Origin of the sequence: Dactylosporangium sp. NPDC051485, assembly GCF_040682015.1 — a bacterium.
Classification (GTDB): Bacteria; Actinomycetota; Actinomycetes; order Mycobacteriales; family Micromonosporaceae; genus Dactylosporangium.
The window spans coordinates 40,234-63,755 of the sequence record NZ_JBFAZW010000068.1; the positions used below are offsets into that span (position 1 = coordinate 40,234).

Annotated in this window: 22 protein-coding genes and 1 pseudogene; 10 read left to right on the forward strand and 13 right to left on the reverse strand. The window is 69.7% G+C overall.

What is annotated here, in order from left to right; translation table 11 throughout:
• Positions 1–6 precede the first annotated feature (6 nt).
• From AB0M46_RS32440 to AB0M46_RS32450, 3 genes and pseudogenes are all read left to right on the forward strand, one after another.
• A complete protein-coding gene (locus AB0M46_RS32440) occupies positions 7–1,266 on the forward strand; it encodes an MFS transporter (RefSeq protein WP_363342261.1) in 1,260 nt (419 codons plus the stop codon).
• Between the two features lie 349 nt (positions 1,267–1,615).
• Positions 1,616–2,320, forward strand: coding sequence for a DUF998 domain-containing protein (locus AB0M46_RS32445; RefSeq protein ID WP_363342262.1), 705 nt, complete (start codon positions 1,616–1,618; stop codon positions 2,318–2,320).
• A gap of 81 nt (positions 2,321–2,401) precedes the next feature.
• Positions 2,402–2,509: pseudogene (locus AB0M46_RS32450) on the forward strand (HAD hydrolase-like protein); the annotation flags it as partial.
• Positions 2,510–2,658: 149 nt separating this feature from the next.
• Here AB0M46_RS32450 and AB0M46_RS32455 read toward each other — a convergent pair.
• Entirely contained in the window at positions 2,659–3,303 is a 645-nt protein-coding gene (locus AB0M46_RS32455; protein ID WP_363342264.1) for a Crp/Fnr family transcriptional regulator, read from the reverse strand.
• Between the two features lie 92 nt (positions 3,304–3,395).
• Between AB0M46_RS32455 and AB0M46_RS32460 the strand changes: the two genes are divergently transcribed.
• Positions 3,396–4,058: a TetR family transcriptional regulator gene (locus AB0M46_RS32460; RefSeq protein ID WP_363342265.1), complete on the forward strand. Its 663-nt coding sequence runs from the start codon at positions 3,396–3,398 to the stop codon at positions 4,056–4,058.
• Between the two features lie 44 nt (positions 4,059–4,102).
• Here AB0M46_RS32460 and AB0M46_RS32465 read toward each other — a convergent pair whose 3' ends face one another.
• From AB0M46_RS32465 to AB0M46_RS32495, 7 genes are read right to left on the reverse strand one after another with little or no spacing between them, the layout of a single operon-like run.
• A complete protein-coding gene (locus AB0M46_RS32465) occupies positions 4,103–5,293 on the reverse strand; it encodes an acetyl-CoA acetyltransferase (protein ID WP_363342267.1) in 1,191 nt (396 codons plus the stop codon).
• A gap of 18 nt (positions 5,294–5,311) precedes the next feature.
• A complete protein-coding gene (locus AB0M46_RS32470) occupies positions 5,312–6,658 on the reverse strand; it encodes an OB-fold domain-containing protein (protein ID WP_363342268.1) in 1,347 nt (448 codons plus the stop codon).
• 46 nt (positions 6,659–6,704) lie between these two features.
• A complete protein-coding gene (locus AB0M46_RS32475) occupies positions 6,705–7,901 on the reverse strand; it encodes an acyl-CoA dehydrogenase family protein (protein WP_363342270.1) in 1,197 nt (398 codons plus the stop codon).
• A complete protein-coding gene (locus tag AB0M46_RS32480; RefSeq protein ID WP_363342272.1) occupies positions 7,902–8,651 on the reverse strand; it encodes an SDR family NAD(P)-dependent oxidoreductase in 750 nt (249 codons plus the stop codon).
• Positions 8,652–8,689: 38 nt separating this feature from the next.
• Positions 8,690–9,847, reverse strand: a complete 1,158-nt coding sequence (locus tag AB0M46_RS32485; protein ID WP_363342274.1) for an acyl-CoA dehydrogenase family protein — start codon at positions 9,845–9,847, stop codon at positions 8,690–8,692.
• The gene (locus tag AB0M46_RS32490; RefSeq protein WP_363342275.1) at positions 9,848–10,279 is read right to left on the reverse strand and encodes a MaoC/PaaZ C-terminal domain-containing protein; all 432 of its coding nucleotides are present in this window, start codon (positions 10,277–10,279) and stop codon (positions 9,848–9,850) included.
• Positions 10,276–10,746, reverse strand: coding sequence for a MaoC family dehydratase N-terminal domain-containing protein (locus AB0M46_RS32495; protein WP_363342277.1), 471 nt, complete (start codon positions 10,744–10,746; stop codon positions 10,276–10,278). Before AB0M46_RS32495 ends, AB0M46_RS32490 begins: the two co-directional genes overlap by 4 nt.
• A gap of 421 nt (positions 10,747–11,167) precedes the next feature.
• Here AB0M46_RS32495 and AB0M46_RS32500 point away from each other — a divergent pair, with 421 nt between their 5' ends.
• Genes AB0M46_RS32500 through AB0M46_RS32515 form a run of 4 tightly spaced genes read left to right on the forward strand, consistent with a single transcriptional unit; the run spans position 11,168 to position 14,478 of the window.
• Positions 11,168–12,343, forward strand: coding sequence for a CaiB/BaiF CoA-transferase family protein (locus AB0M46_RS32500; RefSeq protein ID WP_363342279.1), 1,176 nt, complete (start codon positions 11,168–11,170; stop codon positions 12,341–12,343).
• A 16-nt stretch (positions 12,344–12,359) separates the two neighbouring features.
• Positions 12,360–13,205, forward strand: a complete 846-nt coding sequence (locus AB0M46_RS32505) for an enoyl-CoA hydratase/isomerase family protein (protein WP_363342281.1) — start codon at positions 12,360–12,362, stop codon at positions 13,203–13,205.
• A complete protein-coding gene (locus tag AB0M46_RS32510) occupies positions 13,202–13,690 on the forward strand; it encodes a MaoC/PaaZ C-terminal domain-containing protein (protein ID WP_363342283.1) in 489 nt (162 codons plus the stop codon). The genes AB0M46_RS32505 and AB0M46_RS32510 overlap by 4 nt, the downstream gene beginning before the upstream one ends.
• Positions 13,687–14,478, forward strand: coding sequence for an enoyl-CoA hydratase-related protein (locus AB0M46_RS32515; RefSeq protein ID WP_363342285.1), 792 nt, complete (start codon positions 13,687–13,689; stop codon positions 14,476–14,478). Before AB0M46_RS32510 ends, AB0M46_RS32515 begins: the two co-directional genes overlap by 4 nt.
• A gap of 67 nt (positions 14,479–14,545) precedes the next feature.
• On the opposite strand, the gene AB0M46_RS32520 is transcribed toward AB0M46_RS32515, so the two are convergent.
• The 5 genes from AB0M46_RS32520 to AB0M46_RS32540 are packed head-to-tail and all read right to left on the reverse strand — an operon-like array spanning position 14,546 to position 20,455.
• A complete protein-coding gene (locus AB0M46_RS32520) occupies positions 14,546–15,775 on the reverse strand; it encodes a CoA transferase (RefSeq protein ID WP_363342287.1) in 1,230 nt (409 codons plus the stop codon).
• Positions 15,768–16,526: an SDR family NAD(P)-dependent oxidoreductase gene (locus tag AB0M46_RS32525; protein ID WP_363342289.1), complete on the reverse strand. Its 759-nt coding sequence runs from the start codon at positions 16,524–16,526 to the stop codon at positions 15,768–15,770. The genes AB0M46_RS32520 and AB0M46_RS32525 overlap by 8 nt, the downstream gene beginning before the upstream one ends.
• Positions 16,527–16,583: 57 nt before the next feature.
• The gene (locus tag AB0M46_RS32530) at positions 16,584–18,824 is read right to left on the reverse strand and encodes an acyl-CoA dehydrogenase family protein (RefSeq protein WP_363342291.1); all 2,241 of its coding nucleotides are present in this window, start codon (positions 18,822–18,824) and stop codon (positions 16,584–16,586) included.
• Between the two features lie 48 nt (positions 18,825–18,872).
• On the reverse strand, positions 18,873–19,613 hold the full coding sequence (locus AB0M46_RS32535) for a hypothetical protein (RefSeq protein ID WP_363342293.1): 741 nt from the start codon (positions 19,611–19,613) through the stop codon (positions 18,873–18,875).
• Positions 19,610–20,455 (reverse strand): CoA-transferase, encoded by an 846-nt coding sequence (locus AB0M46_RS32540; protein ID WP_363342295.1) that lies wholly within the window; start codon positions 20,453–20,455, stop codon positions 19,610–19,612. Before AB0M46_RS32540 ends, AB0M46_RS32535 begins: the two co-directional genes overlap by 4 nt.
• 577 nt (positions 20,456–21,032) lie before the next feature.
• On the opposite strand from AB0M46_RS32540, the gene AB0M46_RS32545 reads away from it, so the two are divergent.
• Together AB0M46_RS32545 and AB0M46_RS32550 are read left to right on the forward strand one after the other, a co-directional pair.
• Positions 21,033–22,181 (forward strand): ABC transporter ATP-binding protein, encoded by a 1,149-nt coding sequence (locus tag AB0M46_RS32545; RefSeq protein WP_363342297.1) that lies wholly within the window; start codon positions 21,033–21,035, stop codon positions 22,179–22,181.
• 105 nt (positions 22,182–22,286) lie between these two features.
• On the forward strand, positions 22,287–23,351 hold the full coding sequence (locus AB0M46_RS32550) for an extracellular solute-binding protein (protein ID WP_363342299.1): 1,065 nt from the start codon (positions 22,287–22,289) through the stop codon (positions 23,349–23,351).
• Positions 23,352–23,522: the final 171 nt, after the last annotated feature.

Below are 23,522 nucleotides of genomic sequence, written 5' to 3' on the forward strand. Positions count from 1 at the left end.
GCCCCTATGGCACCCACGACGACACCGGTGGCCGCGGACCGCAAGGATCGCGGCCACCGGCCGGTGTTCCACGGCTGGTGGATCGTCGCCATCTTCGCCGTCACGCAGACCGTCGGCTACGGCACGCTGTACTACGCCTTCGCCGTCCTGCTGCACCCGATCGCCGCCGACCTGCACACCAGCCCCGCAGTGGTCACCGGCGCGCTCACCACCGCAGTACTCACGGGAGCTGCCACAGCCATCCCGGTCGGCCGATGGCTGGACCACCATGGCGGCCGGGCCCTGATGGCCCTCGGTTCGCTCACCGGGGCCGGCCTGCTCGTCGCGTGGTCCCGCGTCCACGAGGTATGGCAGCTGTACCTCGTCTTCGCCGCACTCGGCGTCGCCATGGCGATGTCGCTCTACGAAGCCGCGACCGCCGTCATCGTCTCCTGGTTCGATGCCGCCCGCCGGTCCAGGGCGCTCCTGGGGATGATGATCGTTGCTGGATTCGCCAGCACGATCTTCATGCCCCTCACCGGGCTGCTGGAGCAGCGGTACGGCTGGCGCACCACACTGCTGGTACTCGCGGCCGTCAACGGCACCGTCGCCGTGCCCCTGCACGCGCTCGTCGTCCGCCGCCCACCGGCCGGACATAGCGCTGCCGGAAGACCAACTGCCACCCAGCGCGCAGCAGCCGTCCGCGCCGCCGTCCACGACAGCCGATTCTGGTACCTCGCCGTCGCGTTCGTCGCCCACAGCGCCGCCATGACCGCAATGACCGTCCACCTCGTCGGCTTCCTCACCGACAAGGGCCACCCAGCCACGTTCGCCGCCACCGTCGCCGGACTCCTCGGCGTACTGTCGGTCACCGGCCGGCTCGTGCTCACCGGTGCACAACGACGAATCCGGCTGACTACCGTGATCGCGATCGTCTTCGCCACCCAGGCCGTCGCAGCCTTCGCCCTGCCGCTGCTGGCCGGCACCCGGACCGGTGCCGTCATCGGCGTGGTCGCCTTCGGCATCGGGTTCGGTATCGCGAACCTCGCCTCCCCCGCGCTGCTCGCCGACCGTTACGGCACCACCGGCTACGCCACGATCGCCGGCACTCTCAACACGCCAGTCACCCTGGCCAGAGCCGCCGCCCCGCTCGCCGCCGCCGCCCTCGCGTCCGCCGCCGGGTACAGCACCGCGCTCATCGCGATCGGCGGCGCCTGCGCGGTCGCCGCGGCGGGGATCCTGGCCCGCGCCAGCATGCCCCCACCAGCCCAAGGCCACCGGACGTAGTTGACATTGGCGGCGACCAGCGCGATGTCACCGGGCCGGCAGGCGGTTCGCGCCGGCCGCCCGCACGAGGGCGTCCACGACGTGCGCGGCGTCATGGCCCACACACCGAAACCCCACAGCCCTCACACGGCGTCACGAACGACGCGCAGACAGCTGCGGCATGCCTTCGATGACCAACTCAGCGAACCGAGCGTCGCATCACGACACGCCGCGTTCGTGATCGATCTTGACTTGTGAGCGGGCCCCTTGGGCCTCCATCCCGGGGGGTCGATCGGCCCTACCTCCGCTCCTCCCACAGGGGGATGGTCGGGGTCGAGGGTGCGCGCATTGAGGTTCGGAGGAGGCCAACATGTCGAGCACGATCGGACGGGCACCGGAGCTACCGCAGCCTGATATCTCGGCCGAGGGCTCGCCAGGGGTGCTGCGAAGGGTACTGCTCGCCGCCGGAATCGGCTCTTCCCTGTTCTATGTCGTCGCGCTTGTGCTGGGACCCATGCGGTGGGAGGGCTACAGCTCGATAGACCAAACCATCAGCGAGCTGTTTGCCGTCGACGCTCCTTCCCGACCGCTCGTCGTTTCGCTCCTGTTCGTCAGCGGGGTGCTTGCGCTCGCCTTCGGGTTCGGAGTCTTGTGGTCAGCCGGTCGGAACCGCGCTCTGCGCGTCACCGGCTGGGCGCTGGTCATAGTCGGAGTCGTCGACCAGGCCGGCCCCTTCTTCCCAATGCACATGCGTGACGTCATCGCCCAGGGCGGTGGCACCTTCAGCGACACGATGCACATCACCCTCACCATCGTGCTCTCGTTGTTCTTCCTACTGGCCATGACCTTCGGCGCCGTGGCGCTCGGGAAGCGGTTCCGCGTCTACTCCGTCGCTACGATCCTGACGCTGCTCGCGTTCGGCGCAATGGCCTCGATGCAGGCTGACGCCCTAGCTACGAACGAGCCCACGCCGTGGCAGGGAGTGTACGAGCGCATCAACGTCGCGGCTTACCTGCTGTGGATGGTGGTGCTCGCCATCGTGCTGTTGCGCACCCAACGCGATGCACCTCACTGAGCGTGACCGTCGCCTGCTTGCCGACGAAGGCGAGGGCGTCAAGGTGCTCGAACAGTGCGCGATACTTCGAGCCAAGCTGCGGTGGATACTTTCGTCATCGGCGACAGTCGGCACGACGTGCGAACGAGGCTCGAAGGCGGCGCGCAGACCATCGGTATCGCCACCGGAAGCGAAACGGTCGACCAGCTCCGCCACACCGGGGCCAGCATCACGTGGAGCGACCTGACCGACATTGCAGCAATCGTGGCGTTGCTGACCGCGGAGATTTCGGTCCGTGCGCGCCCCGCACGACGCGCCAGAGACCTAACGTGCCGCCACGATCGGCCCGCAACGTTCCTTTACCGGCGCCGCTTGTGCTGGGCCCGGCGGGCCAGCGGGGCGTCGTCCAGGATCACGATGCACTTGTTCTCCAGCCGGACCCAGCCGCGGCTCGCGTACTGTGCCAGGACCTTGTTCACCGACTCGCGCGACGCCCCCACGAACTGTGCCAGCTCGGTCTGGGTCAGGTCGTGCACCACCCGGGTCACGCCGCCGTCGGCCACCCCGAACTGGTGGGCGAGCTGGATCAGCTGCCCCGCCACCCGCCCGGAGACATCGGTGAAGAGCCGGTCGTGCACGGTGGCCCGGTCGTCGCGGATGCGCCGGGCGACCACCCGCAGCAGTTGCTCGGCGGCGTGCGGCCGGTGCGCCAGCCAGTGGTACAGCGCGGTCTTGTGCAGCCGGGCCAGCCGCGCGTCGGACACCGCCGTCGCCGTGGTCACCCGCGGCCCGCCGTCGAGCAGCTCCACCTCGCCGAAGTGCTCGTCCGGGCCGAGCAGCGCGAGGAGGCCTTCGCGCCCGTCGTGCGAGCGCCGGCTCAGCTTCACCTTGCCCTCGACCAGCATGTAGAGGTAGTCGGCCAGGTCGCCCTCCCGGAACAGCACGCCGCGGCGCGGGACCTGGATCGTCTCGAACTCGGTGGCGAGGTCGGTGTCCTCGAGCATGTCAGCCTCCTAGGTGGGCGGTACCTAGTACCATCATTACGGTACTGCATACCGCCGAGGTCAGGCAACGCCCGATGCGCGAGGATGGTTCCGTGACAACTCCAGCCCGAGAGCGCCTGGTCGACGCGGCCTTCGACCTGTTCGACGAGCGCGGCTTCGAGCAGACCACCGCGGACGACATCGCCGACCGGGCCGGCGTCGGCCGCACGACGCTGTTCCGGCACTACCGGTCCAAGGAAGACGTGATCTTCCCGGACCACGACCGGCTCCTCGCCGCCGTCAAGGAGCGGCTGGCCACCTCGAGCGCGGACACCGCTCTGGTCGCGGTCACGGATGCCGTACGGCTCGTGCTCCTGCGTTATGTCGAGGAGGGCGACCGCGCCCGGCGCCGCTACCGGATCACGAGCCGCGTGGCCGCCCTGCGCGACCGGGAGATCGCCAGCGTGGCCCGCTACCAGCGGCTGTTCCGCGAGTTCATCGCCGAGTGGATGGGCCCCGCCCCGGGCGCGGCACTGCGGGCCGAGCTGATGGCCGCCGCCGTGGTCTCCGCCCACAACCACGTGCTGCGGCGGTGGCTGCGCCGCGACGCCGAGGACCCGGCGGCCGAGCTGGACGCCGCCATGGCCCAGGTCGTGTCCCTCTTCACCCGCCAGGCCGAGCCGGCCGGCACCGGCTCGACCGTGCTGGTCCTGCACGACGCCCGCGACCCCGAAACGGTGGCCGCGGTCGTCCGTGACGCCCTGCGCCAGGCGTAGGCCCGGCCGGGGTAGCCGGCCGCGGGCAACGGCCGGCTACCCGCCTACACCGCGTCAGTACCGACGATCGATACGAACGACACCGCCGCCCCCGGCGCACCACCGAGGTTCTGCGTCAACGCCAGCCCCCGGTCGGCCGTGGCAAGCTGGCGCTCACCGGCCTCGCCGCGAAGCTGCAGCCACGCCTCGTACAGCATCCGCAGGCCGCTGGCGCCGACCGGATGACCGAAGCTCTTCAGGCCGCCGTCCGGATTGACCGGAAGCACCCCGTCGCGGTCGAACTCGCCGGCGAGCACCGACTCCCACGCCGAGCCCCGCTCGGCGAAGCCGAGATCCTCCATCAGGACGATCTCCGTCGCGGTGAAGCAGTCGTGCACCTCGGCGAGCGCGAGCTGTTGCCTGGGGTTGGTGATGCCGGCCTCGGCGTAGGCCTGGGTGACGCTCGCGACCGCCTCGGGAAAGGTCGTGAAGTCGTAGCCCTCGTCGATGTTGCCCGACGCCGCGCCCGAGACGAGCGAGAACGCCTTGATGAAGATCGGCTTGTCGGTGTACTTCCAGGCGTCCTCTGCCCGGACCACGATCGCGGCGGCGGCCCCGTCGGCGACCCCGGAACAGTCGAGCACGCCGAACCGCCCGGCCACCTGCGGCGAGGCGTCGATGGCCTCCTTGGTCACCGCCTTGCGGAACTGCGCCCGAGGGTTGAGCGCGCCGTTCTGGTGGTTCTTCCACGCCACATGCGTCATGGCCGCGCGGAAGTCGCCCTCCGACACGCCGTAGCGGTGCTCGTACGCGGGCACGAGGAGGCTGAAGTTCGCCGGCGCCGACAGGTCGACGCGGCTGCCGTCGTCCTGGATCTTCGGCGAGATCAGGCCCGAGTAGCCGGTGTCCTTGAGCTTCTCGGCGCCGACGGCCATGGCCACGTCGACCGCGCCGGCCGCCACCGCGTAACACGCGGCACGCAGGGCCTCCGAGCCGGTGGCGCACATGTTCTCCACGCGGGTCACGGGCTTGCCCTCCAGGCGCAACGCCCTGGACAGGCTCATGCCGCTGATGCCCGACACGTAGGTCCCGAGCCAGAAGGCGTCGATGTCGTCGAGGCTCAGGCTGGTGCCGGCGACCGTCTCGGTCACGGCATCGACGATGAGGTCGTCCACACCCTTGTCGAAGAACTCGCCGAACCTGGTACACCCCATGGCGATGATTGCCACGCGGTCCTTGATGCTATGGATTGCCATCACTGCTCCACTCGTCGGTCAGGAGACCGGTCGGGCCTTCCAGAGGTAGTTGTGGATGGTCTCGACGGATACCGCACGGCGGAAGGTCATCTCGACGGTGTCCCCGACCTGCGGCTCTTGCGCGACATCGGTCAGCTCGCACTGGATTCGGCCGCCCTGCTCGAGCTCGACCACGGCGCTGCGCAGCGGGGGGCTGGGCGAGAAGGCCAGGCGGTCCACCGTGAAGGTCACGATCGTTGCCCGCTGGCCGGCCCCACGCACGACCTCGAACCGGTCGACGGCGTGACAGTGGTAGCAGACTCGGGGCAGGGGGAACTGCACCCGGCCGCAGCTGAGGCAACGGCCGCCGCGGAACCCGAACTTGAACGGTTCGTTGCGCCGCGCGAACGGCGCGGACGGCCGCTGCGGGTCGGGCCGGCGGGGCGCCTCCCGGGCGACCCGGCCCCGCCAGACCAGGTACTTCGGGTAGTCGACCGGGATGGAGGGCTCGAGCTGGCCGCGGATGTCGGAGCGCTGTGCGCCGATCCGCTCCGTGGCGCGCAGCACGAAGGCGTCCGCCCCGTCGGCGAGCGAGACGCACAGCAGCACGTCGCCCGGCCGGGCCTGGTCGAGCAGGTCGGCGAGGACGAGGCCGAACTGGGTGGAGCCGCAGTTGCCGACCAGGCTCAGCAGGTCGGCCCCGACGGCCCGGGCGCCGCCCTTGGTACACGCCGCGGTCACCGACTTCGTGGCCCGGGCATTGGGGCCGGCGACGCCGACCAGCGTCACGTCCTGGTGCGTCAGACCCGCGCGCGACAGCGCGAGCGCGACGGCCCGAAGCCCTGCGCTGTCGTACTCCCGCTGGCCGAAGCGCTCCTCCCAGACGTGCGCCGCGACCTCGGTGGGCAGTCGCCAGCGGTCCAGGAACTCAGCGCTGGTCGATGCGGTGGCCAGCAGCTCGGCGACGGGTTGCGGGCCGAAGGCGAAGGCGGCGGCCGCATCGCCCCCGTCGCGCTCGTCACTGCCGCCGGCATCGCCCTGCCGGAGATCGGCCATGACCGCAATACCTTGCGACGCGCTCGCGCTCAGCAGCGCGGCGGGCGCCGAGCGGGCATTCGCGCCGAGGTCGAAGGCCGGGATCTCCTCGTCGAGGCCCACCGCGGCGTGGATGGCGGTCGCGTTCGTCTTCTCCAGATACGCCGGAGACGTCGTGGAATACCACAGCGACCGTGGTGCGGCGGTGGCGAGGTCCAGGCGCGAGGCGGCCTCGACCGCCAGGGAGGTGGCGTCCTGGTCGTGTCCGGCGACCACCCTGGTGCCGTTCGCGCGCGCGCCGATGGCGGACGCGATCTCGCCCCGGCTCAGCCGGTACCTGGGAAGGTACACCGCGTATGACGTGATTCCTTGTTGCTCGGTTGGCATTGCGCCCGTCCTATCGGATCGCCGAGACGCCCAGTAACGCGCGCCCGATGGTGAGAATCTGCATCTGGCTCGTCCCTTCGGGGATCGTGGCCTCACGCGCGTCCCGGAAGTACCGCTCGGGCGCGGTACCCTCTTCCAGCCCGGCCGCGCCGTGCAGCTGAATGGTGTCCGAGGCGCTGCGTACCGCCGCCTCGGTGCAGTAGAGCTTGGCCATCGCGCAGGCGGTGCGGGCGTCGCGCCCGGCGTCCAGCGCCCGGGCCGCGTCCTGGTAGAGCAGCCGGCCGGCGTGGGTGCGCACACCGATGCCGACCACCATCTCCTGCACGAGCTGAAAGCCGGCGATGGCTTTGCCGAACTGCTGCCGCGCGGTCGTGTGCGCCACGGCGGCCTCCAGGCATGCCTGGCCCAGACCCGTCGCACCCGCGGCGACGTTGACCCGGCCCGCGTTGACGGCCGCCATGGCCGTCGCGAGTCCCCTGCCGACCTGGCCCAGGACCAGGTCCTTCGGCACGACGGCGCCGTCGAGGGTGACGGTGCAGCTCGAGGTGCCCCGCACGGACAGCCGCCGCTGCTCGCTCACCGTGACGCCACCGCGGTCGTGCTCGACGATGAAAGCGGTGATGCCCTTCGCGCCCAGCGCGGGATCGGTGCTCGCCATGACGATGCCGAAATCGCCCTGGGCGGCATTCGTGATGTACCGCTTCTCCCCGGTCAACCGGAACGAGCCGTCGGGCAGGCGCTCCGCCCGGGTCGTCAGGCCGGCCGCGTCCGAGCCCGCCTCCGCTTCGGTGATGGCGAACCAGCCGCGCCGCTCACCGCGCAGCAGGGGGGCGAGATAGCTCGCCTTCTGCTGCGGCGTGCCGGAGGACGCCAGCAGCTCCGCGACCAGCGACAGGATGTTCATCGTCGTGCGAAGGCTCGCCCAGACCCGCCCGGCCTCCTCCATCAGCAGCGCGTTCTGCAGGTGGGTGCGGCCGTAGCCGCCGTCCTGCGGCCCGCACACGCCCCTGACGAAGCCCAGGTCGAGCAGGCCGCCCAGGAGCTCGTACGGAAAGCGGCGGTCGCGCTCGCAGTCGGCGACGATCGGCGCGAGGTGCCGCGCGAGATGCTCGCGCGCCCGGCTGGCGATCTGCCGGCTCTCCGCGTCGAGGTGCGCCCACTCGGCGGTGGCTTCCGCGTGTTCGGCCGCGCCGGCCCGGTGGCTCATCTAGCTGAACCGCCCGCCGGAGACGTGCACGACCTCGCCGGTGAGGAAGCCGGCGGCCGGCGAGGCAAGGTAGCCGACCGTGGCCGCGACGTCCTCGGGCACGCCGAGGCGGCGGATGCTGTTGGCCTTGACGGCGCGCTCGGCGATCGCGTCAAAGGTCGGCAGCTGCCGCAGCGACTCGGTGTCGATGAGCCCGGGGGCGATCGCGTTGGCGGTGATCGAATAGCGGCCCAGCTCCTTGGCGACGGCTCGGGTCAGCCCGACCACGCCGGCCTTGGCCGCGGAGTAGTTCGCCTGTCCGGGGTTGCCGTGCCAGGCGCGCGAGGAGAACGTGATGATCCGGCCGTACTGCTGCTCGATCATCGGCCGGGCCGCCGCACGGATGCAGTTGAACGTCCCGGTCAGGCACACGCTGACAACGTCGTGCCACTGCCCGTCGGTCAGGTCCGTCAGGCGGCCGTCCTTCGGAAACCCCTGGCTGGTGACCAGGATGTCGAGACGACCGTGGTCCGCGACGACCGACTGCACCACGGACTCGACCGCGGCCGCGTCGGTCACGTCCAGGACGGCGGTGCTCACCGAACCGGCATCCGCCAGATCACCCGCGGCGGCCAGCAGCGCGGACTCGTTGATGTCCGCGATGACCACGTGCGAGCCCCGGGACGCGAGCCATCGTGCGCTCTGTCGGCCGAGCCCTCCCGCCCCGCCGACGATGAGCGCGACCTGCCCGCTGAACTCCGTAGACTTCACTCCTGCTGCCCTCTCCCGGCTCTGTCGTGTGTGGACATTCAGCGATGGCTCGTGGCGTCGAGCGACCTGGCGATGATCTCTTTCATGATCTCGTTCGCCCCGCCGTAGATCTTCTGCACGCGCGCGTCGGCGTACATGCGCGCGATCGGGTACTCCTCCATGTAGCCGTACCCGCCGAAGAACTGCAGGCACTTGTCGACGACGTTGCACTGCAGCTCCGAGATCCACCACTTGACCATCGCGGCCGTGGCGTTGTCGAGCCCGTGCTCGACATGCTCCTGGATGCAGTGGTCGAGGAAGATGCGACCGGCCTTGGCCAGGGTCGCGCACTCCGCGAGCACGAAGCGGGTGTTCTGCTGCTGGTAGAGGGTCTTGCCGAACGCCGTGCGCTGCTGGGTGTACTCCAGGGTGAGGTCCACGGCCTTCTGCGCCTGAACCACGCCGACCACGCCGACGATGAGTCGCTCCTGCGGCATCCGCGCCATCAGCGCCGGGAAGCCGGCGCCCTCGTCACCGAGCCGGTTCGCGGCGGGCACCCGCACGTCGTCGAAGAAGAGCTCGGCGGTGTCGGCGGCGTGCTGTCCGATCTTCTTCAGGGGCTTGCCGTGCCGGAAGCCTGGCGTGCCGGCCTCGACGACGAGCAGGGTGACGGCCCGCGGATCGGGGTTGTCCTCGAGCTTCACGGCGACGATGACGAGCCCGGCCGTGGTCGCGTTGGTGATGAACGTCTTCGTGCCGTTGATGACGTAGTCGTCGCCGTCACGCCGGGCGCGGCACGTGATCGATCGCAGGTCGCTACCCGCGGACGGCTCCGTCATCGCGATCGCGCCGACGATGGTGCCCGCGACCATGCCGGGCAGCCAGCGCTGCTTCTGCTCCTCGGTCCCGTACTTGACGATGTAGTCGGTCACGACGCCGCTGTGCACCATCGTGCCCCAGCCCTTGTCGAGCAGCTTCGACTGTTCCTCGACGATGACGATCTGGTGCAGGATGTTGCCGCCGATCCCGCCGTACTCCTCGGGGACCGTCGGGCTGAGCAGCCCGAGCTTGCCGGCCTGCGCCCAGAATTCCCGGTCGACGTACTGCTGCGTGGCCCATTTGGCCATCCGCGGCACGCCTTCCTTGGAGAGGAAATCGTGCGCGAGACCGCGCAGGTCCTCGAGTTCCTCGGTCATCCACGGCGAGCGATATGGCATCTATTCGTCCTTTTCCTCGCAGCGAGCCGGCTCGACCAGGCAGGCGGCCGAACCGAGCAGGGTGGTGGTGCCGTCGTCGAGGTCCGACCAGAGGTCGAGCTGCACCGCGGTACCCGCGGCCTGTTCCGCGACGGCCGTGACGACTCCCCGGCAGTGCACGACGGCGTGTACCGGTGTCGGCGACAGGAACCTGACCTGCAGTGACGTCAGGCTCTGCGGTCCGAACCGTTCGACGACCAGTCGGGACAGCCACGCCATGCTGAGCATGCCGTGGGCGATGACGTCGTCGCGACCGGCGGCCTTGGCGTAGTCGATGTCGATGTGCAGCGGATTGCGGTCGCCCGACGCGCCGGCGAACAGCGCCAGCAGCTGCCGGGTGACCGGCCCGGTGACCAGCGGCCCGATCTCCTCGCCGACGGTCACGGCGGTCATGGGGTGGCTCCCGTCTGAATGATCGCCGTGTTGCGCAGTGTCGCCACGCTCTGACCGGCGCGCGTCACCTCGGTCTCGCGAACGAGGAAGACGAGTGCGCCGCCGCGCTTGTCGTAGTGCTCGACGATGCGCGGCTCGAAGCGGAGCAGGTCGCCCGCGAAACACGGCGCCTGGTATCGGAACTCCTGGCCGCCGTGCAGCAGCCGGGACACGTCCAGGCCCAGCTCACGGACGATGCCGTAGGGGTCAGGTCGCCGCAGTTCCAGGGAGAAGAGGTACGTGGGTGGCACGAGCAGGTCCGGGTAGCCGGCCTGCCGCGCACTGGCGACGTCGTGGTAGATGGCCGACTGGAAGCCGGTGATCTCGCAGAACAGCCGCAGCAGGTCCCGTTCGACGTGGACGTCGAACGGGGCAAGGCGTCTCCCGATGATCCCGGGGACGCTCGAGGTGTCGTTGATACCTACCATCGTAGGCACTATAGCGCCGCACCCCGCCACGTCAACCGTTCCGCATCGCCGGCAGCGCGGAAACCGGGCCGGTTCGGCTGCGCTGCGGTCGTCAGCGATCCGGCATTCGGCTATCCGGCAACCGCTTGCAGGGCAAGGGGATCGGCGCCGTCCCGCCAGCCGACGCGCGCCGGGCCAGGTCGGCGCCCGGTCCGTTCGAGACGGTGATCCGAGGCCGTGGCAATCCTCACGCAACCCGTCCTCGGCACGCTCCCATCGCCGATCAGCCCCCGTGCCGGCGCCCCGTACGGCCGCCGGCAACGATTGCCACCGCTCTGATCGGCTGCTAGCTTGACTGCTACCTACATCAGTAGGGATGCTCGAAACAAGCCCAAGACGGCCCGGTGAAGCGGCCTGGTTCTTGTGTCGGAAGCGAGGATGGATGGCGGGCAACAACGGGATCCTGGCTGGATTTACGGTGGTGGACTGTTCGGAGCTGCTGCCCGGGCCGAACGCGACCCGGCTTCTCTCGGCACTGGGTGCCCGCGTGATCAAAGTCGAGCGGCCGGACCACGGCGACCGGCTGCGGAGCAGGCCGTTCATGTTCGAGGCGGAGAACCGCGGCAAAGAAAGCATCGCGGTCGACCTCAAGAACCCGGCCGGGCTCGACGTCGTCAAGAAGCTGGTCGGCATCGCCGACGTCTTCGTCGAGGGCTACCGCCCCGGGGTGCTCGACCGGCTGGGACTCGGCTTCGAGACGCTGCGGCAGATCAACCCGGGGATCGTCTACCTGTCGGTCTCCGGTTACGGGCAGTCCGGACCGTACCGCAACCTGTCCGGCCACGACTTCCAGTACCTCTCGTTCGCGGGCGCGATCCCCGCCCCCAAGCCGGAGTTCGCCGCGGACTACGTGCCGACCTCACTCCCGGTCGCCGACATGGGCAGTGCGCTGTACGGCGTGCTCGGTGTGGTGCTCGCCCTGTTCCAGAAGCGGAACGACCCTGACGCCTTCACGGCCCGCCACCTGGACGTGGCCATGGCCGACTGCGCGCTGGCACTCATGGAGCCGCGCATCGCCGAGGGCATGGTCGAGGAGAACCCCGCCGACGCGCTGCGCCGGCCCGCCTACGGTGTCTTCGAGACGAAGGACGGCGGGTACGTCACCATCGGCGCCATCGAGGACAAGTTCTTCGTCAGCCTCGTCACCGCGCTGGGGCTCGAGCAGTTCATCGGCGCGCCGTACGCGACATTTGCGCTGCGCAAGTGCCACTATGACGATATCCAGCCCGCCCTTCGCGAGAAGGTCAAGCAGTACGACCGCGACGAACTGGTCCGCCTGCTCATCGACAAGGATGTACCGGTCGCGCCGGTCAACAACCTCGCCGAGCCCACCCGGGACGCGCACTTCCTCGCCCGGGGCATGGTGTACGACGACGGCGGATCGGTGCGTGTTTCGGAGTGGCCCGCGGCCCTCGACGGATTTGCCAGCAGGGACCGGCTGACGCCTTCTCCCGAGCTGGGCGAAGACACGTACCGAATCCTGTCCGACCTCGGTCTTGACGACAACGCGGCTGCCGAGCTCATCCGCTCCGGAGCGGTTCGCTCCTCCGAGCGCTAGATCCAGAAGAGAGACCATGACTACTGAGGCGTACCACTCCCGGTTGGGCACCGTCGACTGGTCGCGTTACCAGCGACTCGCGATCGACTACTGGGAAGACGGCATTCTCCTTATCAAGATCAATCGCCCCGAGCGGCTGAACGCCATGGATGCCCTGCTCCACCAGGAGCTCAGCGTCATCTGGCACGACGTCGCCGCCGACGAGCGCACCCGCGCCGTGGTCGTCACCGGCGAAGGCCCGTCGTTCTCGGCGGGCGGCGACCTCGACATGGTCGAGTCCTCGCTCGGCAGCCACGAGGTCGTGACCCGCCTCTTCAAAGAGGCCTTCGACATCGTGCAGAACATTACGAACTGCCCGAAGCCGATCATCTCCGCCATCAACGGCGTCGCGGTCGGTGCGGGCCTGGCGGTGGCGCTGACCTCCGACATCAGCATCATCTCCGAGGACGCGAGGTTCACCGACGGCCACCTGCGCCTGGGCGTGGCCGCCGGCGACCACGCCGCGATCATCTGGCCGTTGCTGTGCGGCATGGCCAAGGCCAAGTACTACCTGCTCACCAGCGATATGATCGACGGGCGCGAGGCCGAGCGCATCGGGCTGGTCAGCAAGTGCGTCCCGGCCGACCAGTTGCTGGACACCGCCCTCAACACCGCTCGGCGGCTCGCGAGCGGACCGCAGTTCGCCATCGCCAACACCAAGCGGACGCTCAACCACTGGATCCGCGCGGCGACGCCGATCTTCGAGGCCTCGCTCGCCCTGGAGATGCTCGACTTCCTCGGCCCCGACGCCCGCGAAGGCTACAACGCCATGGTCGAGAAGCGGCGCCCCGTCTTCCCGTCCACCAAGGGCCCGGCGGCATGACCGTCGACCGGTTCACCGTCGAGCGGCTCTACTTCGAAGACGTCCCGGTCGGTACGACGTTCTCCACCCCTGGGCGCACCATCGGCGACGGTGACGTGTCCCGGTTCGCCGGGCTGACCGGCGACTACAACTCCTTGCACGTGGACGAGGAGTACGCCCGCAGCACTCCGTTCGGTGGGCGCATCGCCCACGGCGTCCTCGTGCAAGGGATCGCCAACGGTCTCACGACCCGCCTGCCGCTGCTCATCGGCCTGCAGGAGTCCCTGCTGGGGCTGCTGTCGGTGGAGTGCCGCTGGCCGGCACCCACGCGCATCGGCGACACCGTGCACGTCGAATACCAGGTGCTGGAGAAGTCGCTGAGCCCGAGCGGCACGAAGGGCGTGCTCGTCGAGCAGCGCACGGCGCTCAACCAGCACGGGGAGACCGTCATGGTGTCGGTCTCCCGCCTGCTGGTGGCCGGCCGCGGCGAGGCGGCCGGCCGGTGAGCGACGGGATCACGGTGGCCAGGCCGCGCCCCGGAGTCGCCGTCGTCAGCCTCGCCAGGCCTCCGGTCAACGCCCTGTCCTCCCAGCTCTACCGGGATCTGACCGGGCAGCTCGCCCAGGTAGGAGCCGACCCCGACGTCCACGCCGTCGTCGTCGGCTCCACCATCCCGAACATCTTCTGCGCGGGCGCGGACATCAAGGAGTTGCGCAGTCTCAGCGGCGAGCACGCGAAGACGCTGGACGAGCAGCGCCAGGCGCTCGCCCACGAGGTGTTCGACACCATCCTGAACCTGCCCCAGCCGACCATCGCCGCGGTGAACGGGCCGGCCATCGGCGCGGGCGCCGTCATCGCGTCCTGCTGCGACGCCCGCATCGGGTCGCAGCGCTCGAGCTTCGTGCTGCCCGAGATCGACATCGCCCGCTGCGGCGGCGGCCGCCACCTGATGCGGCATCTCCCGCAGGGCACCGTCCGCCTGATGTTCTTCACCGGCCAGCCGCTGCCCGGGGCCGAGGCCCACCGCCTCGGCTTCCTCCAGGAACTCGTCGAGGCCGGCGGCGAGCTGGACCGGGCGGTGGAGCTCGCGGCGTACATCGCCACGAAGAGCCCGCTCGCCCTCAGGGTCGGTAAGCAAGCGCTCAACCTCAGCGAATCGCTGCCCGTCTCCGACGGCTACGCCGTGGAGCAGGAGCACACGCTGCGGCTGGCACGCAGCGCCGACGCCGTCGAAGCCACGCAGGCCTTCCTGGAGAAGCGAGCTGCGCGGTTCGGCCGGCTCCAGGCTCCGTGAGCACGAGCCGGCCGTCCGCGGTAAACCGATCCGCAGCGCGGGAGGGTTGATACCGGCTCAGGCCGGCTCAGCCCTCCCGCGATGCGTCGCGAATGACCCCGTCGGCGCGCAACGCGTCCAGCGCTGCCACGTCGTACCCGAACTCCGCCAGCACCTCGTAGGTGTGCTCGCCGATGTCGGGCGGGTAGCCGAACGGCGCGGCTGGGGTGCGGGACAGGTGGATCGGGTTCGCCGTCGTGCGGAAGTCGCCGTGCCGCGGATGCTGCAGGCTGAGCAGCATGCGGTTGTGCGCGACCTGCGGGTCGTCGAACACCTCGTGCAGCCGGTTGACGGGCGCGCACGGCACGTCGTGCGGTTCCAGCGCCGCGATCCACTCGGCGGCGGTACGGGTCGCGAAAATCTGCTCCAGATAGGGCACCAGCGTTGCGCGGTGCTGCACCCGCAGCGCGTTGGTGACGTACCGGGGATCGTCCGCAAGCTCGGGAGTCCCGAGCGCCCGGCACAGCAGCGGCCAGAACTTCTGGGTCAGGCAGGCCACCACGATCCAGCCGTCGGAGGTCCCGAAGACCTGGTACGGCACGATGTTCGACTGTGCGCCGCCCTGCGGCATGAACGGGATGCCGGTCTTGTAGTACGACGTGGCCAGGTTCGCCAGCAGCGACACCTGGCCGTCCAGCAGGTTGATGGACACCTGCTGGCCAACGCCGTCCCGGTCCCGCGCCCGCAGGCCGAGCAGCACGCCGTTCATCGCCAGGAACGAGCCGAGGAAGTCCGCGATCGCCGGCGCCACCTTGACCGGGGTCCGGCCGGGCTCACCGGTGGTCCCCATCGTGCCGCCGCGGGCCTGGGCGAGGATGTCCATGCCCGGGTTGTTCGCCAGCGGGCCGTCGTCGCCGTAGGCCGTGATGGAGCAGACGATCAGCCGTGGGTACCGCGGTGCGAGCGTCGCGTACTCGAGGCCGAGCTTGCTCGTCGCGCTCGGCCTCATCGAGGTCATCAGCACGTCGGCGTCCTGCAGCAGCCGGTGCAGGATCCGCTGTCCCTCGGCGGACTTGAGGTCGACGCTGATGGCTCGCTTGCTGCGGTTGACGCTGAACGAGTACGAGCTCTCGCCCTTGCCGAAGACCTCGTCGATCTGGCGCAGCGGATCCCCGACGATGGGCTCGATCTTGATGACCTCGGCCCCGAAGTCGCCGAGCATCGAGGTGGCGTACGGGCCGGACGCGATCTGGGTGACGTCGACGATGCGCACGCCGTCCAGTGCTCCGCGTCCGGCCCCCTGAGCTTCCTCAGCCACGGATGTAGTACCCGCCGGAGACGCAGAGCACCTCGCCCGTGATGAAGCTGGCCCGGTCGCTGGCCAGGAAGAGTACAGCGTTGGCGATGTCCTCCGGGGTGCCGGCGCGGCGCAGCGGGGTGCGGGCGACCATGCCCTCCATGTACTCGGTCGGGTAGACCTTGGCGAGGAAGTTGTTCCAGGCGAGGCCCGGAGCCACCGCATTGACCCGGACGCCGAACGGCGCCGCCTCCACCGCGCTCGCCCGGGTCAGGCCCATGATGCCGGCCTTGGCCGCGGAGTAGTGCGACTCGCCCTCGGGCGTGCCGACCCAGCCGTTGATCGACGACATGTTCACGATGGCGCCGGACTGCTGCTCCCGCATGTAGGTCAGCGCCTTGCGGGTGACCATGAACGGGCCGGTGAGCGAGACGTCGAGGACCTTGCGCCACGTGTCGGTCGGCATCTCGTGCAGCGGCGACAGCTGGTTGATGCCGCTGTTGTTCACGACGACATCGATCCGCCCGAACCGCTCGACGACGTTGTCGATCGCCTCGTCGATGCGCTGCTCGTCGCGCACGTCCAGCGGCACGCCGACGACCTCACGGCCGGTCTCCTTCGCGATGTCCGCCGCGACGGCGGCGGTGCGCTCGGCGTGCTGGTCGCTCATGATCACCGTCGCGCCCTCGCGGGACAACGCCCGGGCTACGGCCTGGCCGATGCCGGCCCCCGCCGCGGCCGTGACGAACGCGATCTTGCCCTCGAACTCCATCTTCGCACTCCTCGTTCTTCACATCGGTTACCAAGCGGTCGGATCGGTCGTCAGCGCTCACGCGACCGTGGTCACGATGCGCCAGGCGGCGCCCTCGGACGCGGCCGCCGCCCGGCCCAGCTGAGCCGCCCAGTCATGCGTCGGGCCGTCCAGCAGCGACCATTCCCACATCCGCCTGGTGAAGCGGTGCAATGGGTACTCCATCGTCACGCCCATGGCGCCGTGCACCTGATGGGCGGTGCGGCCGATCCAGTCGGCCGCGTAGCCGCTGAGGGTCTTCGCCGCCGCGACGGTCTCCATGGGCAGCGGCTCGCCCTCGCGGACCGCCGCCTGCGCCCAGTCGGTCAGCATCGACGTACGCTGCGCCTCGGACGCGATCCGGGTCAGATGGGTCTGCACGGCCTGGAACGCGGCGATCGGCTTGCCGAACTGCCGCCGCTGGTTGGCATAGGTGATCGTCAGCTCGGCGGCCGCCTGCAGGGCTCCCGCGATGGCGATCGCGCGCGCCAGTGCCGCGCGGTGCCGCAGCTGCGCGTGCACGGCCGCAGCGCTGGCTGCCAGCCGGCCCGAACGCTTGACGGGAGCGCCGTCGAGCACGACGGTGCCCGCGACGGGCTCGCCCGCGGAGTTGACGGTCACGTCGCGCAGGACCGCGGCCGACCTGTCGACGGCGATCACCTGGGTGCCCGAACCGTCCGCGACCGCGAAGACCAGCTCGTCGGCGACAGGTGCCCAGACCACGCCGTGCACCGAGCCCTGGACCGCGCCATCGACGATGCTGAGCTGGTCGGACGCGCCGCCGAACACCGCGAGCCCGCTCTCCCACGCAAACTCCACACCCGCCTCGGCGAGCAGCCAACCGGCCTGGATCGGACCCTCGACAAGCGGCACGCTCACGCCCGAGTAGCCGATGGCGCGCGCGGCGTCGAGTGCGTCGGACAGCGTGCCGCCGCTGCCGCCGGCGGCCTCGGCCACGGAGACGCCGAGGAATCCGCCCTTGCGCAGCGCATCGGTGGCCGCGAGCGACAACGGGTCCGGCTCGTCCTTCGCCGGCAGCGCGAGGGTGTCCGACCGCACGGAGTCGATCACGTCGAGGACGCCGTCGACGAGGCCCCCCGGGCGCTCCACCCAGCGGCGGCGGCCCTGGCCCCAGCTGACGAGCTCACGCGCGACGATGATCCGCAGCACCTCGTTGGTTCCGCCCGCGGTCGTGAACACTGCCGAGCGGAGCCGGTTGATGTCGAGGAAGCGCGCCAGCCGGTCGCCGGGGGCGAGCCTCCGCTCGCTCTCGTACCGGTAGGGCCAGAGCTGGTCGACCAGCAACTGCTCCAGCTCGGTGCCCAGGTCCTTGGCCATCGCCGCCTCCGCGACCGGCGAGACGCCGGCGTCGACCATGCGGGCGATCGACAGCGACATCTGGCGCAGTGCGATCTGCTGGGCGATGACCCGGCCGATGAGCTGGAAGGCCTGCTCGGACTCCGGCTCGTCGCGGCGGCTCTCGACGAACGCCTCGAACAGCGGGTACGTCGACAGGTACCGCTCAGGACCCGAGCGCTCCAGGGCGAGCTCAGCGGTGATCTGGTTCCAGCCCTTGCCCTCTTCCCCGAGCAGCCAGTCGTCCGGCGCGAACACGTCCTCGATGACGACCTCGTTGAAGTGACGCTCGCCGTCCATCGCGACGATGGGATGCACCTGGATGCCGGGCGCGTCCATGGGCACCACGATGAGGCTCAGCCCCTCGTGCTTCTTCTCGCCCTCGCTGGTCCGGCACAGGATCTCGATGTAGTCGGCGCGGTCGGCATCGCTCGTCCAGATCTTGCGGCCGGTGACACGCCAGCCACCCTCGACCTTCACCGCCCGCGTCTTCACCGAAGCCAGATCCGAACCGGCGTCGGGTTCGCTGAACCCACCGGCCATGAGCAGGTCGCCCCGGGCGATCTTGGGCAGCAGCTCCTGGCGCAACGGCTCCGGGCCGTACTTGTCGAGGCTCGGCGCGGTCTGGCGGTCGGCGGTCCAATGGGCGCCCAGCGGGGCACCGGCGGACAGCAACTCGGAGATCACCAGGCAGCGCTCGACGCCTGAGCTCTCGGAACCGCCGTACCGGGCAGGAACCAGCATGCCGGCCCAGCCGCGGGCGCCGAGCTCGCGGCTGAAGTCGCGGTCGAAGCCACCGCGGGTCGGGCTCGCCGCCGACGGCGGGAACGCCCGCTCGCGGGCGAAGCCTCGCACGGCGCGGACGACCTCCTTCTCGGCATCGGTGAGCTCAACAGGGCGGAATTCGGCGGGCGTCGAGGTCATCGCCTCTCTCCTTTCGGCGGCGGGGTGGGTCGTCAACCGGGTGACGGTTCAGCGCAGCAGGCCGCGGGGGTCGACGACCCTGCGCAGGATGTCCAGTTCCTCGTCGGATATCTCGAAACGGGCCGGGGGCGGCGCTTCGCCGATGTCCCAGCCGGTCCGGTCCCTGAGGTCGGCCCAGGCGGCACCGCTGTGCACCAGCTCGACACCCAGGGTGCCGTCGGCGTCCGGGCGCATGAGCGCATCGGGGGTGACGAGCAGGGCCGGTCCCTCGTTCGGCAGGCCGAGCTCGGCGCGGCTCCTGCCCCGGTACCGGTGGCCGACCACGGAGACGAAATCGACGGCGTCGACGAGCGTGCGCCGCTCGTGTCGCTCCGTGTAGAGGATGGTCCGGCGGGCGGTGTGGCCCAGCATCGTGTTGGCGAGGCCGGGACCGGCGATGATGCCGTCACCCTTGCGGATCTGGTGCAGATTGATCGAACCGTGCCGGTCGATCTGCATGCCCCCGTAGAACATGACGTCGATGCCGAGTTCGGTGACCGCGAAGACGTCGCTCATGTCCGCGATCGCCTGTGGATGGCAGTCCCAGCCCGCGGTGAACTCCGGCACCAGCCGGCCGGGGTTGATGTAGACGCCGGCGCCGAGCACGGTCAGGCCGGGCGCGTGACGCTGCCGGGCGAGCAGGCAGGCCGCGAGCGGTATCGCGGATGCCGCGCCGGTCAGCACGACCTCGCGGTCGTTGAGCGCCCGGGAGATGAGAACGGCCATGCGCTCGCGGATGCTCGCCGTCATGACTGGGCCTCCGCGCTCAGCGCCGCGTGCCGCGCCGTGCCGAGCTCGGCAACGTAGGCGTCGTGGTCCGGCGTGATGTAACGATCGGCGTAGCTGGAGAAGCTCCCCGCCTTCACCGCCGCCTGGTACTCGGCGAGATGGGCGAGGTCGGCCACGTAGGCGCCCACGCTGCCGGTGGGGTGCGCCCCGAGGGGTGTCTCCACGATCTCGTCGACGAGGTACCCGGGGACGGTGACGCCCAGTTTCGCGGTGACCCGCGCGGGGACGATCTTGTCGACCTGGGCGACGACACGCTTCGCCGCCCTGGCGATGAGCAGGTCGGCCCAGCGGCTGCCGACGTGGACGAGGTTGCCCTCGGCGTCGCCGTACTGCGCGTGGAGCAGTGCGAGATCGACGCGCAGCGGGCCTACCCCCTGGTGGTCGCCCACCTTGATGAGCAGTGGATTCTCGCTGGCGAAGTCGCTGACCCCGAGGTTGTCCAGCAGCTGGATGTCCGCCTCCGCGGACGCCGCCAGATATCCACCCAGCAGCAGCGCCTCGTCAACGGGATCAAAGGCGACCGAGCCGTTCTCCTTGGCCGCCTTCGTTGCGGGCGCCGTGCCGGCGACGGCGAAGGAAACATGGGGGACCCGCACGGTCTTCACGAGCCCCGCGGCGATCAGCACATCGATGTCCCACGATCCGGCTGGTGCCGATGTCACGAACAGGCCGCCGCGACCGGACCGGATCAGCGCTCGGACCAGCGCGCTCGGGCGATTCTCCAGCAGCATTCCGCCCAGCGCGACGCTGGTGACGTCGCCGACCGATTGGGCAAAGGCGGCGAGCGACGTCTCCTGAGCCATGATCCTCCTTACCGAAACAGTACCTAATGAAGTAGGTACTACAGGTACTCCCCGGGTAGACCGTTGTCAAGGCTAACGACGCCGCACGCGGTGCCGCGACCAGCGGCACCGACACGCCCAGGCTGGTGCCAGGAAGGCACTTCGGGGAGGATTGCCGACGCCGAAACCCGCACCCAACCCAAGGCCCACGTCGAGTATCCGCGGTGCGGACGGGTCGGGTGCGGCGCGGCGCCCACCGCACCAGAGAGCACCTGGACTGCGGCATTTTGCCTGGTGGCACGACGCTATCTGGCCGGGCCGCGGGCATGCGGCGCCGCTGGTCACGGCGCTTGTGTCGCTACGCGGCGAGCATCCAGCAGTCGCGCGGAAAGCCTGGACAGCACTCATGATTCCAGCTCAGAGGACACTTCCCAGGCGCCCTCGCCGCGCGGCGCGAGCACTGTCTGGCGGATCCCGGCCAAGCCGACCGAGCACAACCGTTGACCGTTCCGACGGGCACAACCTATGGTGACGAATACTAACTCTGTTGGTTGGTAGGTCGCATGGGCGGTCCGAATGAGAAGACGAAGGAGTCTGGATGAGCCTGCCGGTTCGTATCCGCCAGCTTGAGGTCGCCTACGGTGGTCGCAAGCAGGACGCAGTCGTTGCCGTCAACGGCGTGAACATCGAGATCGGCTCCGGCGAGTTCGGTGTCCTGCTCGGACCCAGCGGCTGCGGCAAGAGCACCGTGCTGAACACCATCGCCGGCCTCATTTCACCCACCGCCGGCACGATCACGGTCGGCGACCGCGTGTTCTTCGACAAGAGCAGGGACATCAACCTCAAGCCCGAGCAGCGCGGGCTCGGCATGGTCTTCCAGTCCTACGCCCTGTGGCCGCACATGACGGTCTTTGACAATGTGGCGTTCCCGTTGCGTCGCCAGCATGTCAAGCGGGACCAGATCGCCTCGCGCGTGGGACAGATGCTCGAGCTGGTGCGGTGCCAGCAGTATGCCAAGCGATACCCGCACGAGCTCAGTGGCGGACAGCAGCAGCGCATCGCGCTGGCCAGAACGCTCGTGGGCAAGCCGGCCGTCGTGCTGTTCGACGAGCCACTGAGCAACCTGGACGCCGAACTGCGCATCCAGCTGCGCGACGAGCTCGCCCTGCTGCACGGCGAAATCGCGTTCACCGCGGTCTACGTCACGCACGACCAGTCCGAGGCCTACGGGCTGGCGAGCAAGCTCTTCGTGCTCCGCGACGGGCGGGTCGAGCAGACGGGCCCGCCGCTGAACGTCTACCACGCGCCCGCGTCGGAGTACGTCGCATCGTTCCTCGGCGCCAACTCCTGGGCCGGAACGATCGTCGGCCGGGAGGGCAATCGCCTCGTGGTCGACAGCGAGTACGGCATCATCGAGTCCACCTCGGACCCGAAGGGTCTGCGCGTGGGTGACCACGCGGTCGTTGCGGCATACCCGGACCGCATCGGCCTGCAGCGCGATCCGTCAGGCGCCGGTGTCGTCGTGTCGAAGCGCTTCGGCGGCGCCGCCATGGAGGTCGTGGTCTCGCTCGGCCCGGCGAATGAGGACCGCCTGCGGATCAGGCATGCGGCGGAGCTCGTCGACGTCCACGAGGGGGATCGGGTGCGACTGGTCGTCGACCCGGCCGATGCCCTCGTCTACGCCGGGCGCCCGACCCACGCCAGCGATCGGGAGCACGGTCCAGTCCCGCTCGACGTTCAGTCCTAGCACAACCGGAGGTGGTGGACGGTCGTACGCCACCACGCGAACAGACAGGCAGGAGCCGGGGGCGCCTCGCCTCCTGCCCGACTGCCCCGAAGGGACGTATCAGCCATGCGATTCTCATACTTACGCAACGCGCTCTGGCCGCGGACGGGCATCGCGGCGGTCACCGTCGCGGTCCTCGCCACCGTCACGGCGTGTTCCTCAGGCGGGTCAGACTCGCAGCCCAGCGTCGCCGCCACCGGTTGGGACGGCATCGTGGCGGCGGCCGAGAAGGAAGGCTCGATCACCGTCTGGTCGTCCAGCGACCAGAAGCTCATCAACAAGGTCACTAGCGCCTTCGAGGCGAAGTACCGCAAGATCAAAGTCAACTCGCTCAAGATGGACTCGACGACGCAGCAGACCACGCTGGACCAGCAGCTCGCCGCGAACCGTCCACCGAGCGTCGACTCGATCCTGGGCAACTCCAACTTCGCCTGGCTGCAGGGCCTCGCCCAGAAGGGTCACTTCGAGAAGCCGCAGGGCCCCAGCAACGCCACCTGGGACGCGAAGTACACCGCCGACGGCATGGTCGCCGCCACCATCAACCCGTTCGTGATGATGTACAACACGAACAAGCTCAAGTCCGCGCCCGCCTATGCCGACCTGGTGAAGCCGGAGTTCAAGGGCAAGATCGGGCTGAACAACGCCGATCCCGCGGCCCTGAAGGCCTTCTATGACAACTGGCGCACGAAGCTGGGCGAGGACTACGTCAAGCAGATCGCGGGCCAGAATCCGCAGATCCAGTCCGCCTCGGCGGTCGTCGCCCAGAACGTCGCCAGTGGCCAGCTGCTGGCCGGGCCGACCGGCAACGCCGCCTCGGTCGAACTGCTCAAGGCCCAGGGCGCGCCGATCGACTTCGCGATCCCGGACGAGGGCACCATGGCCTACATCCTGTACGCGACGGCCTTCGCGCGCAGTGCGCACCCGAACGCCGCACTCGTCTTCCTGGACTTCATCCAGAGTCCGGAAGGCCAGGGCATTCTCAACGCGAACAACAGCGGGGTGAGCGTCCTGCCGGGCGTGCAGGGCTCGCTGCAGGTTCCGGACGGCAAGATGACGCTGATCGACTGGAACAAGTACCCGACCGACAAGCTGCAGTCCATCGATGCCTGGTGGAAGGGCATCTTCGGCTGAGGGCAGTCGCCCCCATCGGAAGCCTCCGCCCAGGGGTTCTCCCGGGAGGTGTTTCCGGGAGAACCCCACACCCCGACTAGGTGACTGGTGCTAAACGCGGGCTGATTGGTGACGCCGGTCAGCCCGCGTTTGTTGTTGGGGCGAGGTCGGGTTCGGGAGGTGCGCGCGGAT